The sequence below is a fragment of the Enterobacter cloacae complex sp. CARB60 genome (genome assembly GCF_036487345.1).
Taxonomy (GTDB): domain Bacteria; phylum Pseudomonadota; class Gammaproteobacteria; order Enterobacterales; family Enterobacteriaceae; genus Enterobacter; species Enterobacter asburiae_D.
The window spans coordinates 2,532,066-2,546,073 of sequence record NZ_JAZKLC010000002.1; the positions used below are offsets into that span (position 1 = coordinate 2,532,066).

15 protein-coding genes are annotated in these 14,008 nt (G+C 51.2%); 11 read left to right on the forward strand and 4 right to left on the reverse strand.

Annotation, left to right across the window (positions count from 1 at the left end; all coding sequences use genetic code 11):
* Positions 1-17: 17 nt before the first annotated feature.
* Positions 18-1,175, reverse strand: a complete 1,158-nt coding sequence (locus V4835_RS13015; protein ID WP_331412415.1) for a hypothetical protein — start codon at positions 1,173-1,175, stop codon at positions 18-20.
* A 255-nt stretch (positions 1,176-1,430) separates the two neighbouring features.
* Between V4835_RS13015 and V4835_RS13020 the strand changes: the two genes are divergently transcribed.
* Positions 1,431-1,841 carry a YybH family protein gene (locus V4835_RS13020; protein ID WP_331412416.1) on the forward strand — a complete coding sequence of 137 codons (411 nt, stop codon included), beginning with the start codon at positions 1,431-1,433 and terminating at the stop codon, positions 1,839-1,841.
* A 44-nt stretch (positions 1,842-1,885) separates the two neighbouring features.
* Here the strand turns inward: V4835_RS13020 and V4835_RS13025 are convergent, their stop codons facing one another.
* Both V4835_RS13025 and V4835_RS13030 read right to left on the reverse strand, forming a co-directional pair.
* Positions 1,886-2,341 carry a hypothetical protein gene (locus V4835_RS13025; protein ID WP_331412417.1) on the reverse strand — a complete coding sequence of 152 codons (456 nt, stop codon included), beginning with the start codon at positions 2,339-2,341 and terminating at the stop codon, positions 1,886-1,888.
* A 332-nt stretch (positions 2,342-2,673) separates the two neighbouring features.
* Positions 2,674-3,558, reverse strand: a complete 885-nt coding sequence (locus V4835_RS13030) for a LysR family transcriptional regulator (protein WP_331412418.1) — start codon at positions 3,556-3,558, stop codon at positions 2,674-2,676.
* A gap of 113 nt (positions 3,559-3,671) precedes the next feature.
* On the opposite strand from V4835_RS13030, the gene V4835_RS13035 reads away from it, so the two are divergent.
* From V4835_RS13035 to V4835_RS13070, 8 genes are all read left to right on the forward strand, one after another.
* Complete coding sequence (locus V4835_RS13035; RefSeq protein WP_331412419.1) at positions 3,672-4,799, forward strand: alpha/beta hydrolase; 1,128 nt, start codon at positions 3,672-3,674, stop codon at positions 4,797-4,799.
* Between the two features lie 49 nt (positions 4,800-4,848).
* Complete coding sequence (locus V4835_RS13040; protein ID WP_331412420.1) at positions 4,849-6,042, forward strand: MFS transporter; 1,194 nt, start codon at positions 4,849-4,851, stop codon at positions 6,040-6,042.
* A gap of 312 nt (positions 6,043-6,354) precedes the next feature.
* Positions 6,355-6,669: a hypothetical protein gene (locus V4835_RS13045; protein WP_331412421.1), complete on the forward strand. Its 315-nt coding sequence runs from the start codon at positions 6,355-6,357 to the stop codon at positions 6,667-6,669.
* Between the two features lie 45 nt (positions 6,670-6,714).
* Positions 6,715-7,092, forward strand: coding sequence for a His-Xaa-Ser system protein HxsD (gene hxsD / locus V4835_RS13050; protein WP_331412422.1), 378 nt, complete (start codon positions 6,715-6,717; stop codon positions 7,090-7,092).
* Positions 7,093-7,310: 218 nt separating this feature from the next.
* Positions 7,311-8,768: a His-Xaa-Ser system radical SAM maturase HxsB gene (hxsB, locus tag V4835_RS13055; RefSeq protein ID WP_331412423.1), complete on the forward strand. Its 1,458-nt coding sequence runs from the start codon at positions 7,311-7,313 to the stop codon at positions 8,766-8,768.
* The gene (gene hxsC / locus V4835_RS13060; RefSeq protein ID WP_331412424.1) at positions 8,765-10,003 is read left to right on the forward strand and encodes a His-Xaa-Ser system radical SAM maturase HxsC; all 1,239 of its coding nucleotides are present in this window, start codon (positions 8,765-8,767) and stop codon (positions 10,001-10,003) included. Before hxsB ends, hxsC begins: the two co-directional genes overlap by 4 nt.
* 60 nt (positions 10,004-10,063) lie before the next feature.
* A complete protein-coding gene (locus V4835_RS13065; RefSeq protein ID WP_331412425.1) occupies positions 10,064-10,687 on the forward strand; it encodes a glutathione S-transferase family protein in 624 nt (207 codons plus the stop codon).
* A 155-nt stretch (positions 10,688-10,842) separates the two neighbouring features.
* A complete protein-coding gene (locus V4835_RS13070; protein WP_331412426.1) occupies positions 10,843-11,580 on the forward strand; it encodes a YoaK family protein in 738 nt (245 codons plus the stop codon).
* Here the strand turns inward: V4835_RS13070 and V4835_RS13075 are convergent.
* Positions 11,530-11,979: a MerR family transcriptional regulator gene (locus tag V4835_RS13075; RefSeq protein WP_331412427.1), complete on the reverse strand. Its 450-nt coding sequence runs from the start codon at positions 11,977-11,979 to the stop codon at positions 11,530-11,532. The genes V4835_RS13070 and V4835_RS13075 overlap by 51 nt on opposite strands.
* A 92-nt stretch (positions 11,980-12,071) precedes the next feature.
* Between V4835_RS13075 and V4835_RS13080 the strand changes: the two genes are divergently transcribed.
* Entirely contained in the window at positions 12,072-13,019 is a 948-nt protein-coding gene (locus tag V4835_RS13080) for an NAD-dependent epimerase/dehydratase family protein (protein WP_331412428.1), read from the forward strand.
* Positions 13,020-13,294: 275 nt separating this feature from the next.
* The gene (gene osmY / locus V4835_RS13085; protein WP_331412429.1) at positions 13,295-14,005 is read left to right on the forward strand and encodes an osmoprotectant ABC transporter permease OsmY; all 711 of its coding nucleotides are present in this window, start codon (positions 13,295-13,297) and stop codon (positions 14,003-14,005) included.
* Positions 14,006-14,008: the final 3 nt, after the last annotated feature.

The following is a 14,008-nucleotide window of genomic DNA, read 5'->3' on the forward strand; positions in this document are numbered from 1 at the left end:
TTAACCGAAATGGCAAATTATTTCTTTAAGAAAAGACTCTCCCACCATTTATTCAGAATCGAATGAGTCATATGGAAAAATACATTGAGATTTATAGGGGCTTCTTTATGAGACCATGAGGCTCCAAAGGTTGATTTCAATGGAGTAAAATTGGAGGTAGGTGGGCATACTGCTTGTTCAGCTAATCCAGAATAGTTGTCCGGTGGAGAACACATAGGTTGGGGGAAAGGTTTCCCAGCATGAAGCGCCAGTGACCGTAATCCATATATGGATTTGAATATTTTGAGTAAATTTTTCTCCTCCCATTCTATTTTTCCACTCTCCGGTCTTATTGGTGGGGCATCAGGAAGGAAATTGACGCAAAAGTCACAAAATTTCTTGGTTGCTCCAAATGTTCCTTCAAATTGTTTAGCGATATCTTCAATCAGCCCGTCAACATTATGGCCCAATAATCTATCAAACAACTCTGGTTTGGATGCTTTGAATCTTTCAACCTTATTGCCCTTGTTAGAGTCCCAGTTTCCAGCTGCCACTTCTAACGCTGAAACCATTAATAACCAAGCTAGATTTGGTGACGATTCACAAATCCAAAGGCTATCTTGGAAATTTCGAGCTGCCTTAATTAGTGAGTTAAAATCCTTTTCTGAAAGCTTGTAAATATCGTTTAATAATTTCAACTGTGAAATTTCAATATGTTTTATTGCTGAAGGAACTACAAATGATCCTTTTGACATTAAAGGTGGTGGAGGGTTTTGCTCTGCTCTTGGGTGACCATATTCAGGTGTATAACTACTATATTCTCTGACAGTTGAGCCTGCGTGTGCTCTTACGCCTAATTTCAAGCTAACCAAAGCTGCAATTTCATCACTAAGCCAACCGCCATGGAAGTCATCAGTATGTGGCTTTTCATCCATAAAAGACAACCTTGCTGGGTCTAAAGCAGACGAGGCTCTCACCGTTAAGGTTGGTTTTACACCAACATCTTCTAAAGGGATCATATTTAGGAAGGAATAAACAAAATCCCCTTTAGCTTCATCTGTGAATCTACTATCGGAATAAATTATGAATTCAGATATTCCGAACACATCACTCTTAGATTGAAATAGCTTACAGTTTTTATAAGAGAGTAAACTAGCTCTCATAACTTCATCTTTTTGAGTCATAAACTCATCCATTTTAAGTTTCCCTTGTATAATTCAAATCTAATCAATTTCATTAAAAAAGTCACTACCCCCACCTTTGCATTCCCTCATAACTCACTTTCGATATGATGACCTGCTCCCCGTTGATCTAAACAGAATGCAGTTTGCAATGTCTGTTAATCGCACTTAGCAGACGTAACGTTCCACCCGCCATAAAACCTGGTAGCTATACAAACACGCCAGCCTGTTATGTTAATACGCGTTCCCCCCATCAACGAGGAATCGCGCATGACCCCACATCCGCTACGCCAGATCATCGAATCCTGCGACCACGCCATCACCACCAAAAACTATGACGCCTTGATGGAGTATTACGCCGAAGACGCGGCTCTGGTGGTCAAGCCCGGCATGACGGTTAAAGGCAAAGAGAACATCCGCAGCGCGTTTATCGCCATCTCTGATTATTTTCAAGGCCAGCTGATCGTCGAACAAGGGGAGATGCAGGTGATCGAAGGGGGTGATAATGCCCTCGTTATCATGGAAACCGTTCTGCGTTTTCCTGATGGCCAGGGTGGGATAACGGAATTGTCGCGCCGCGCGACCTATGTTTTTCGGCAGGAAAGCGACGGTCGCTGGCTTTGTACCATCGACAACTCCTACGGTACATCGCTTCTGGATACGGTGAACCGATCGCGTTAATCACGCTTTCAAAGGGGCGCTGCCGCCCCTCCATGCCAGCGCCCTTAGTGTGTAGTGATGCGCGGCTCCCTCACAAACTCAGCCAGCAGCCACACCATATCGTGCAGCAGGCCCGTCAGCTCTTTCGCTACGTGAGCGGGCAGCGTTCCACCCATAACCGCCTGCGTCAGCGCCAGAACATAGTCCACCTGAGTCAGGGTGTCCTGCCAGCAGTCCGGCACGCAGGAGTTCAGTTTCTCACCCATGATCAATTGCGCGATCAGATCTGGCGGAAGATCGACGTCGCAGAGTTCCCGTAGCTTACGCAGAGCCTGAAGGAGACGCTCGCAGAGCGCCGTAAACATCTTCGCATCCTCGATTTCGACCAGCACGCTCACCAGCGCGGCGCAGTTGTCGGCGACGTCAAACAGATCGGCATCAGCCGGAAGCGGCCGGGAGATAAGTTGCAAAATGAAGCTTTCGTCAGACGGGAGATAAGTCAGGGTCGGGATAGTAGCCATACAAGGCATCCTTCTATATGCAGTTCATTTAACCACCCAATGAGTTCCTACGCTCGGGGGGTAGCGCTGACAGAGGTAGGAATACCGCCCATATAGAAAAACGGCCAGCCTTACGGCTGCTCCGCCAGCGCCACCGCAATTGTAGCGGGATCGGTGCTGCCGCGACATACGAAATGTCACTATATGGTAGATGCGGGTTCCTACGCCCGATTGCGGATGTGCCGCAACGCAGGCACTTTACGACCCCGATCGGTCGAAGAAAAGACATAACCCTGAATTTCACGCGGTTAATTTGCGGTTTGCGAGGCGCCTTCCAGAATAACAACGCTGCCCTAGATTTTAAGCGTATCAATCACCGCTCTAAGCGCGGGCGACACGTTACGGTGCGGATAATAGAGGTACAGCCCGTCCATGCGCAGGCTATAGCGCTGCAACACCCGGATCAGCGTTCCGCGCTCCAGATCGTCAGCCACCAGCTCCACCGGGACATAGGCCAGCCCAAGCCCCAGCCGGGCAGCTTCGGCCTCCATGTAGCTGTCAGACAGCGCCCATTGCCCCTCTGGCCGATGGGTGATTTTTTTCCCGTCCTGCACCAGCTCCCACTGATAGTCACTACCGTCGGCAAGCTGGTAGGCAATGCAGGGGTGCGCCACTAAATCCGCAGGCGTCTGGGGAAAACCGTAGCGTCTGAAGTGTTCCGGGGCAGCCACTGCGGCCATTTCCATATCAGGCGTGATACGCACTGCAATCATTCCCTGCCCCACTTCCGGCCCCAGTCTGACACCCGCATCGAACCGCTCGGCGATAATGTCGACGAAGCGGCTTTCATTCATCAGTTCCAGCCTGATGTCCGGGTAACGCTGTTTAAAAATGGCGAGCTTTGGCAGCAGACATTTGTCGATAGCGTGCTGGCTGGCATTAATGCGTACCGTGCCGGACGGCGTCTGACGATAGTGTGCCAGGGTCGCCAGGCCCGTATCGAGCGTATCGAACGCGGACTCGGCGGTCCGGTAAAGCTGTTCCCCCGCGTGCGTTAGCGACAGCTTGCGCGTGGTGCGGACCAGAAGCTGAACACCCAACCGCTCTTCCAGCTCGCGAATCGAGCGGCTGATGCCGGATTGCGCCAGCCCAAGCCGCTGCGCAGCCGCCGTGAAGCTCCCTTCCCGCACCACCTGCATGAACAGGTACAGCTCATTGTAGTTTTCCCGCTTCGCCATCACGCCCCCTATTTATAACAATATGATATGAATCCTAGCAGCTTTCGGCCTCTAATCAGCACTATTTCTGCTAACTATAATGACCGCGACACAACAACCCAGGGTCCATTTTTATGAAAACATTCACCCAAAAACTGTCCGTTGCGATGCTGCTATGCGCATCATTAAGTGGAGTGACAACAATGAGTTATGCAGAAACCACCAACCCAAACGCACCGGTTTCGATGGTGACCACATGGGATAAAACCTTCGCCGAAAGTGACAAAGTCGATCACCGCAAGGTGTCCTTCCAGAACCGATACGGGATCACCCTGGTAGGCGATCTGTATCTTCCTAAAAACCGTGGTGACCGCAAGCTGGCGGCGATTGCGGTCAGCGGGCCGTTTGGCGCGGTCAAAGAGCAGTCCAGCGGCCTGTATGCGCAGACCCTGGCGGAGAATGGGTTTGTGACCCTGGCGTTCGATCCGTCCTATACGGGCGAAAGCGGCGGCCAGCCGCGCAACGTTGCGTCTCCGGATATCAACACCGAAGACTTCAGCGCGGCGGTGGATTTCCTGGGGTTGCAGAAAGAGGTTGATCGTAACCGCATCGGTATTCTCGGCATCTGCGGCTGGGGCGGTATGGCGCTGAATGCGGCCTCCATGGACACCCGCGTGAAAGCGGTCGCCACCAGCGTGATGTATGACATGAGCCGGGCGATGGGCCACGGCGTGGGCGACGGGAAAGATCGCTATTCAACGTCTGACCGCCGTGCCGTTCTGCAGTATCTGAACGCACAGCGCTGGAAAGATGCAGAGAACGGTACCTTCGCGCACGGCGGCCATGACATTTATGTCGATGAGAACGGCAAGGTGACAGCGGCTGAACGTATTCTGCCAGAGACGCTGCCAGCAGACCCGAATCCGGTACTGAAGGAGTTCTATGACTACTACCGCATGCCGCGCGGCTTCCACGCGCGTTCCGTCAACTCCACCGGCGCGTGGACCGCGACCACGCCATTATCCTTTATGAATATGCCGCTGCTGAGCTACGCCGGGGAAATTACTATCCCGACGCTTATCGTCACCGGTGAAAAAGCGCACTCCCGCTACTTTGCAGAAGATGCGTTTAAGGCGGTCGGCAGCAAGCATAAGGAACTGGTGATTGTTCCGGGCGCAAACCATGTCGATCTCTACGACAATGCTGCCGGGAAGATCCCGTTCGGCCAGTTTGAACAGTTCTTCAAAACCAGCCTGAAATAAACCTCTCCGCCGCCCGTCTTTAGCGGGCGGCCCTTCGTGAAAGATGACTATGTCCACTCTGAATCCTACCACCTCACAGAATGAGGCACGCGCGCACTGGGGCGGTATTTTTGCCATGACCCTGTGCGTATTCGTCCTGATTGCCTCGGAATTTATGCCCGTCAGCCTGCTTACCCCCCTTGCCAGAGATTTGGGCGTTACGGAGGGGCTCGCTGGCCAGGGGATCGCCATCTCCGGCGCGCTGGCGGTTCTGACCAGCCTCTTCCTTTCCCGGCTTGCCGGGAATATGAACCGCAAACACCTTCTGCTGGGCATGACGCTCCTGATGGCGCTCTCGGGGATGATTATCGCTTTCGCCCCAAACTATCTGGTTTACATGACCGGCCGCGCGCTGATCGGTATCGCTATAGGCGGATTCTGGTCCATGTCTGCCGCAACGGCCATTCGCCTCGTTCCGCAGCATCAGGTATCTCGCGCGCTGGCGATATTCAACGGGGGGAACGCGCTGGCGACGGTAGTCGCCGCCCCGCTCGGAAGCTATCTCGGCGCCACCATTGGCTGGCGCGGCGCCTTCCTGTGCCTGGTTCCCGTGGCGATACTGGCGTTCCTCTGGCAATGCTTTAGCCTGCCCGATATGAACGGCAATAAAAATACGGCGTCACGCGCATCCGTCTTTCGGCTATTCCGCCAACGGGTGGTTTCCATCGGTCTGCTGGCCTGCGGCCTGTTCTTTATGGGACAGTTTGCGCTGTTTACCTATGTGCGTCCGTTTCTCGAAACCGTGACGCAGGTTACCCCCTCCGGCCTATCGCTGATTTTACTCACCATCGGCATTGCGGGTTTTGTTGGCACACTGCTCGTTGCCATTGTTCTGAACGCGGCGTTTTACCTGACGTTAATCGCCATACCCCTGCTGATGGCCGTCATAGCAGGCGCGTTGATACTGACCGGCCACAGCATGTGGATCGTTGCCCTGCTGTTAGGCTTCTGGGGGATGCTGGCGACGGCGGCACCCACGGGATGGTGGACATGGATTGCGCGAACGCTGCCGGAAGATGCCGAAGCAGGTGGCGGGTTAATGGTCGCCGTGATCCAACTTTCTATTGCGCTAGGCTCAACGGCGGGCGGTATGGTGTTCGATCATAGCGGCTGGCAGAGCACGTTTGCATTGAGCGGAATATTGCTGCTGTGTGCAGTAGTGCTGACGTTTATCACATCGCGGCAAAAAGGAGTGATGCGATGATTTGACCGAGAATAGAGCTATATAATTTTTTAATGTATATATTAGCCTGCCGTTAATTGAATGTTCCATTCTGGGCTAGAATTAACATTATTGATAGCAGGCTATTCATATAAAAATGAATTAGTTTCACTGTATTCATAATTAATGTTTACATGTCCACTTTCAATGTCCGATTTGAAATCAATCTAATTACCTGCTGCATGATTAAAATCAAATAACAAACATAAATATTATAATAATCGAATATCACAGTGCCTTATCATATTCACGATAACAATCCTGTTATCTCTCGTTCTATGATAAGGATTACAGATGAAAGCATTGCCAAAAGTCGTAAAAGGCTCTGTCAACGAACTTTCAGGTAAAAGTATCGTACCTGTCGTTGCGGGTATTGTTGCTGGGATGATAGCGGGTGCGAGCGCCCCTGCGTTCGCCAGCAGCAGTACACCAACAATTGCACCAACGCACTCCAAGATTGCCGCCAGCAACAGCATACAGCAACCTGGTACGTCTGTTTTACTGGCTAAACCTTCTCTGGATGGACAAGCATTCGCGGCGCATTACAGCCACTCAAGTCATGCAAGCCATTCCAGTCATTATTCCTGCACGCCTGGCTCTACGTGCTAACACTCAAGGCCAGCTGCAGGCTGGCCATTCTGGAAGGAGATGCTCATGGATAACCTCAAACATGGAAAGAATGAATTAGGGGAATATTTTTTGTTGCCCCTAAACAAAACACTCTATAGCCGTGAAGCTATAATGAAAACATGCTACGCGTTTACTGATGATTTCTTCATTCATGCCATCAAATCAGAAAATGAAGATGTTGGTATCTGTATCTACCCAAAAAACGAAAGCGTTAATGATATCAATACCGTAGCAAAGCACTTTTTACATTTACTTCATGAAAATCAGATGCGTCAAATCATTCATGATGAAACTTCAGCCTTACATGAAGAGATCGTCAGGAAAGCATTCTCCCCGGCCGCCGTGTTTGTTGAAAATCGGGTACAGGCTGACACTCAAGATATTTTAAAATCGGTAGTATAAGACGATGATAATCAAGCTTGACCCACATTTTTATACTCAGGGCGCTATAGAGAATATAACCCAACAATTCAATGATTATTTGAGTGCCGAGTTTACCATTAAAGAGGCATTCTGCCTGAGGATAAATATCAATAAAGAATATCTCTCAGATGCACCTCTCATTATCAATACCTTCCTGACTAACATCCTTGATCTCAGTATACAGGACATCATGCACAATGAGCGTTAGATTTAAATCTCCCGCTGAGTTTGCTTCTCAGTCATATCAACTACTTCCATTCAGATTCAGCCAACTGGATGACGGAAACTATTTCCTTTCGACTGATTATGGCGAGTGGATGTGTATTAGCCCTTCACAACTCACTACGCTCATCAATAAGGAGAAGATTGAAGATGAAACGCTTTGGTATGAACTGAAGGCCAAACACATGGTCAGTAACGGAATTGATGACAACCAGATCGCTTTGCTCTCCTCACGATACAGAACAAAGAAATCATTCCTGGAAAACTTTTCTCAGCTCCATATTTTTGTCCTCACCGTTCGCTGCAACAATTCTTGCGTCTATTGTCAAGCCTCTCGTAAGAGCTGCCAGTCCGATCAATCTCGTTATGATATGAGTCCGGAGACCCTTGAAAAGAGTATTGATTTATTCTTATCTATGCCTTCAGACAAGCTTACGCTTGAATTTCAGGGGGGAGAGTCCACGCTGAATATGGGCCTCATCCGTCAGGCCGTCGCTGTGGTCAACAGGAAAAATACCCGAAAAGATATTCAATTCGTGGTTTGTACAAATTTGTGCGAGTTGAATGACGAAGATCTCGACTTTTTGCTAGAGCATAATTTTTCAATCAGCACATCGCTCGATGGCCCTCAGGCGTTGCATGATGCTAACCGTAAATATGCAAAATCAGGTGCATGGAGTGCGCTCATTTCAACGCTTAATAAACTCAAACAGCGTGATGCGTTTGACAGAGTTAGCGCACTGATGACAACGACCCGGCCAAGCCTTGATATGGCTGAAGAGATTATAAATGAATATGTAAGCCATGGATTTCGCAGTATTTTCATCCGCGAACTTAATCCTTATGGATTCGCACAGAAATACTTCCATAAAATCGGGTATACCACGGAACAATTTCTGGCGTTTTATGAGAAGTGTCTCGATTACATCATTCGCATTAATCACGATGGAATTGCATTTCGCGAATCCTATGCTGCATTGATCATGAAAAAGCTCATGACGCCTTGGGCAACAGGGTTTGTGGATCTTCAGTCCCCCTGTGGCTCTGGTTTTGGGGTCACATTGTATAACTATGATGGAAACATCTACCCAAGCGATGAAAGCCGAATGATGGCAGAAACGGGCGATCAGCATTTCAAAATGGGGAGTGTTTTTGAGAATAGCCCAGAAGAACTTTTCTTTGGCTCAGTCATGCAAGAACTCGCCTCTGCAGGAGTCAATGACTGCCTGCCCGTCTGCTCTGACTGTGCGTTTGCTCCCTACTGCGGCGCAGACCCTGTTCGCCGCTATCAGGTAACAGGTTCAGTTTATGGCCATCCGGGTAAAGACGATTTCTGTTTAAAAAACAAAGGTATTATTTCGATGGTTATTAAACGATTCGTTGAAGGCGATCGCGAGACCCGTCGTGTTCTGATGCAGTGGGGAATGAAATGAATACACAATGTACTGACGATACGCTTTTTCTTTCTACTCAGGCAGAAAGCATCTGGCACCTGAAGGCAGCGCTATTTGGTAAAGTCGCTGTCGAATTAAATGAAATAGCAGCGGATAGCATTGTCTTTCTGACCTCGAGCAAAACGATACCACTGTCAGCCTTTCCCCCTGTACGCGCAATCATTTGTACAAAGAACAATCCGAACGTTGACGCCTTAATCGCACAGGTGGAGACACCGGTTATCGTCGTTTCAGAAGAAACTGTATTCAGTGAGGGCGATGTAATAACCATCAGCGAGCGGGGGCGGATCCATCGCTTATTTCGTGCAAGCTCTCAGAACAACGCATTCCTGGTAACTGAAGTTTGCAACAACCTCTGTGTAATGTGCCCGCAACCTCCTAAACCGGAATCAGCAATTAACCAGGGTGATACTGAGCAGCGGATCCTAAAAACTCTTGCCCTTATTGATGACAAGCACTTTCCGGCAGCACTTTGTATTACAGGTGGCGAACCGACAATGTTAAACGAAGGACTGCTTCATGTTATTGAGGCGATTACAGAAAGGAACCAACAGACGTTAATACACTTGCTAACGAATGGCCGCTACTTAAGTCATGAGGACTATACGGCGCGTCTGGCACAGAAAAGTAATCATCATTTGCTCGCCGGCATCCCCCTCTTTGGTCATGTTTCAGAGATTCACGACTATGTTGTTCAATGCGAAGGGGCATTTAATCAAACAATGGCCGGTTTGTTAAACTGTTACAAACACGGGATAGACATTGAACTGCGCGTTGTACTGAACAAAGTAACGGTAAAATATTTGACTGCGCTGGCAGAATTTATTTCCCGAAATCTTTTTTTCGTTAAGCATGTTGCGCTTATGGGCATGGAGAACATGGGATATGCAAAGCTGAACCGGGAAGCCGTATTTATCGATCCCTGGGAGTACAAGGATACGCTATCCGCCACCATCGAGATCTTTCAGTTTTATGGCATTGATGTAAGGGTCTTTAATCTTCCTTTATGCATTGTTAATGAAGACACACAAGCCTATTGCAAACAGAGTATTAGCGACTTTAAAAATACCTGGAGCCCTGTTTGTGCCTCCTGTATGAAACGCGACGCATGCTGCGGTTTCTTCAGTTCATCGACGGATAAATTTTGGCTATCCAACCATATCAGTCCTTTTGTTACAGACCAGGAGAGAAATCACCCGAGTTTTGGAGGTTAAATTCTGTTCAAGCTAGTGTATTGTTTTAGATCGTTCATACCCTTAAAGGACAGCAGCACTATGCTAAAGATCCTCGGCAAAACCACCTCCATCAACGTGCGTAAAGTGCTCTGGACCTGCGAAGAAGCAGGCATCGCGTATCAACAGGAAGATTACGGCAGCGGTTTTGCCTCAACGGAAACGGATGCCTTCCGCGCCCTGAACCCCAACGCCATGGTGCCGGTGCTGATGGATGACGATTTCGTGCTGTGGGAGTCCAACGCCATCTGCCGCTATCTGGCGCGCAAGGCAGGACGTCACGATCTGCTGCCCGCAGAGCCGCAGGCCTGCGCCAACGTTGAACGCTGGATGGACTGGCAGGCCACCGAATTCAATAACGCCTGGCGCTATGTTTTCCCGGCGCTGGGGCGTAAAAACCCGGACTTTAACGACCCTGAACGCATTGCGGCGGGAATAAAAGAGTGGAACCACTGCATCACCATTCTGGAAAACCAGCTGCAGCGCACCGGCGCCTTTGCGGCAGGCGAGACATTTACCCTTGCGGACGTGGTGCTTGGGCTGTCGGTGAATCGCTGGAAGATGACGCCGTTTGATAAGCCCGATGTGCCTGCAATTGAGGCCTGGTTTGAACGTCTTAACCAGCGCCCGGCGTTTTTGCGTCACGGCAATAACGGCATGATATAAAGTCTTCACGCCCCTATCTTGAGCAAGGATATTTTATTTAATTACTTAACCCTTAAACGCGTCAGAGGGAATAATAATTAAGCCATATCCTGGACAGCCCGTTGCACCGCTTTGCTAGCCTGACTATTCAGGCAAAGCTCAACCCGGAGGTATTCTTGCTGATTAGACTCAAGAAAGAACGAACGCATAAGGAGGATCGCCGGCTTGCTCTCTGGCTGGCGACCTCGGCAGGTTTGCTGAATGCCATCGCCCTCGGGGCATTTGGTTTTTTCCCCTCACACATGACCGGCAATACTTCACAGTTATCCAGCGAAGTCTCTTCCACCGACCTGAGCGATATTATTTTCTTCGGCTCGATTATTCTCTCCTTTGTGGCAGGCGCCATTATTGCGCGCGCGATCGTGATATGGGGCATTATCCATAACGTCAGGCTAATTTTTTGCCAGATCCTGTTTGTCGAGGGGATATTGCTGACCGGCGTCTCGTTCTACGAGATGTATTTTCATGCCCTCACCAGCAACCGCGAGATTATTCTTTTTCTGTGCGGCCTGATGGGCATTCACAATTCCACCTCCACGCAGCTTTCCGGCGGACGGGTGAGATCGACGCACATTACCGGCACGCTGACGGACGCGGGAATATCCCTGGCCTCCGTACTGGTGGCGATGCTGCGCAGGGATTACTCCAAAGATACGGCGGCGCAAAAAAGTCAGCTGAAAACCCACTTAACCACCCTTTTCTCGTTTATTACGGGCGGTATCGCGGGGCTGCTGCTGTTCAGATGGATCGGGTTTAACGCCATGCTGGCGCTCGGACTGATGCTCGCCGTGGTCGCTATCGTTTCAATTATCACCGTCTCGACGCGGGTTCGACGGGTTCGCGCTACCGTCTGAGTGTTGCAGCTGCCCCAGCAGGCGCTGCATGTTGTCGTCGCAGGAGATCCCATCCGGCCGGTTGGTGATACTCGCGACGAGCGTCAGCAATTCCCTGCGGTTTTCCTCAAGCTGCTTCTGCATCGCTTCTATTTCGGCAATACGCGTTTTCAGGGACTGGAGCAGTCCCTCATGATCCCAGTGCTGTTGCGGCTGCGGCAGGAAGCGGCGTATTTGTTCGAGTGAGAACCCGGTACGTTGCGCGTTGTCGATGATGTTCAGCAGCGCTGCCGCCTCTTTAGAATACGATCGGTAGCCGTTCCCCTGCCTGACGGGTCGCGGCAGTAAACCTTCCGCCTCATAGAACCGAATGCGCGACGGGGAAATACCCGTCATTTTCGACAGCTCGCCAATTTTCATTTCATCTGCTCTTACGTCTTGACCTTAAAGTTAACTTTAAGCTTAAACTTTTTATACGGTCAACCGGATCGTCATCTCATCAGGAAGCTCATATGCAAACTATTCTGGGTGCCAGCGGGCAAATCGCCCGTGAACTGACCCGCGAATTAAAACGCACCTTTACCGACGATATCAGGCTGGTCAGCCGCCATCCGCAGAAAGTCCACGCCAGCGATATCACGGTTGCGGCCAATCTTCTGGATGCGCAGCAGACGCAGGAGGCGGTTAACGGCAGCGATACGGTCTATTTTACCGCCGGTCTGCCGCCGGATTCTGCGCTGTGGGAGCGTCAGTTCCCAACCATGCTGGAAAATGCGCTGGAGGCCACGCGAAAAGCGGGCGCAAGATTCGTCTATTTTGACAATACCTACATGTACCCCCAGAGCGACGTGCCGCAAACTGAAGAGACGCGCTTTGCGCCCCGGGGGCGGAAAGGCAACGTGCGTGCGCTGATGGCCAACCGGGTGCTTGCCGAAATGCAGCGGGGCGACATTCCCGTTCTCATCGGTCGGGCACCGGAGTTTTACGGTCCTGAGAGAACGCAGAGCTTCACGAATACGCTCATTATCGACAGGCTGAAGCAGCACAAACGCCCGCGCGTTCCGGTACGTGACGATACGCTCCGCACCCTCATCTGGACGCCGGATGCCAGTCGCGCCCTTGCCCTGCTGGGCAATACACCCGAGGCCTACGGGCAAACGTGGCATTTGCCCTGCTGCGACGAAAGGCTGACGTATCAACAGTTTGTCACTCTCGCCTGCGAAATCTTCGGCCAGAAGGCGGACTACGCCGTGCTGGGCAAGCTGGCATTCGCCGCGACGGCGCTGTTTTCGCAGGGCGCGCGCGAAATGCGTGAGCTGTTGCCCAGATACGACGTTGATAACCTGTTTGATTCGACGAAGTTTAAGCGGCATTTTCCCGACTTCGCCGTCACCTCATACCGGCAGGGTCTTGAGAACATCTGGCAAGAATGGACATCAAAAGCCCACAAAACAGCGTAACTGCGCTGCCGCACCGTCACGGGTGCGGCCCTCATTCGTGACAACGTCACTTTCACTTCTCGTCTTTAGGACAATTCTGCCTGCCCCTCAATCAGCCCTTACGCCATAAGGCCTGGCATAAGGTTGTCACTGTTTTCATAGGGTTACTGATTTTACCCCTTCGCTGGAACCCTTCCCAAACGCTTGCTATAGATGAAATACCCCTGCCGAAACATGGCATAACAACAGGCAACCGGTGGTTGCTATAACGCATGCGCACAGGGAGACACACCGCAATGCACCCATTACTCAAACGTTCGCTGCTGTTTGTCGGCGCCATTATCGTGGTCCTCGCCCTCCTCGTCTGGGGCATTGGGCTGGAAACGATCAGGGCGCGCCAGGTTGACCTGGTCTATCTCGGGCAACAGCACATGATTCTGGTTTTCTCATCCATGTTTTTTGCCCTGCTGGTCGGTATTCCAGCCGGTATTCTGCTGAGCCGCCCGGCCGCGCGGGGTATCGCCGAATATGTGATGCAAATCTTCAACGTCGGCAACACGCTGCCGCCGCTGGCCGTGCTGGCGCTGGCGATGGTGGTGATTGGCATTGGCGATACGCCCGCCATCATCGCCCTGTTCCTCGCCTCGCTGCTGCCGATAGTGCGTAACACCTATGCCGGGCTGTGCTCGGTCCCGCCGTCGCTGCTGGAAGCGGCAAACGGCATCGGGATGACCAAATGGCAGCGCCTGCGTCAGGTTGAGCTGCCAGCCGCCTGGCCGGTCATGCTGTCGGGGATCCGCATCGCTACCGCCATTAACGTCGGTACCGTACCGCTGGCGTTCCTGATTGGCGCCAGCAGCTACGGCGAGCTGATTTTCCCCGGAATTTACCTGAACGATTTCCCGACCCTGATCCTCGGCGCGGCGGCCACCGCCCTGTTCGCCCTGATCCTCGATACCCTGCTGGCGGCGCTGGGTCGCGCGATGAGCCCCCATCTCGCTCGATAACAA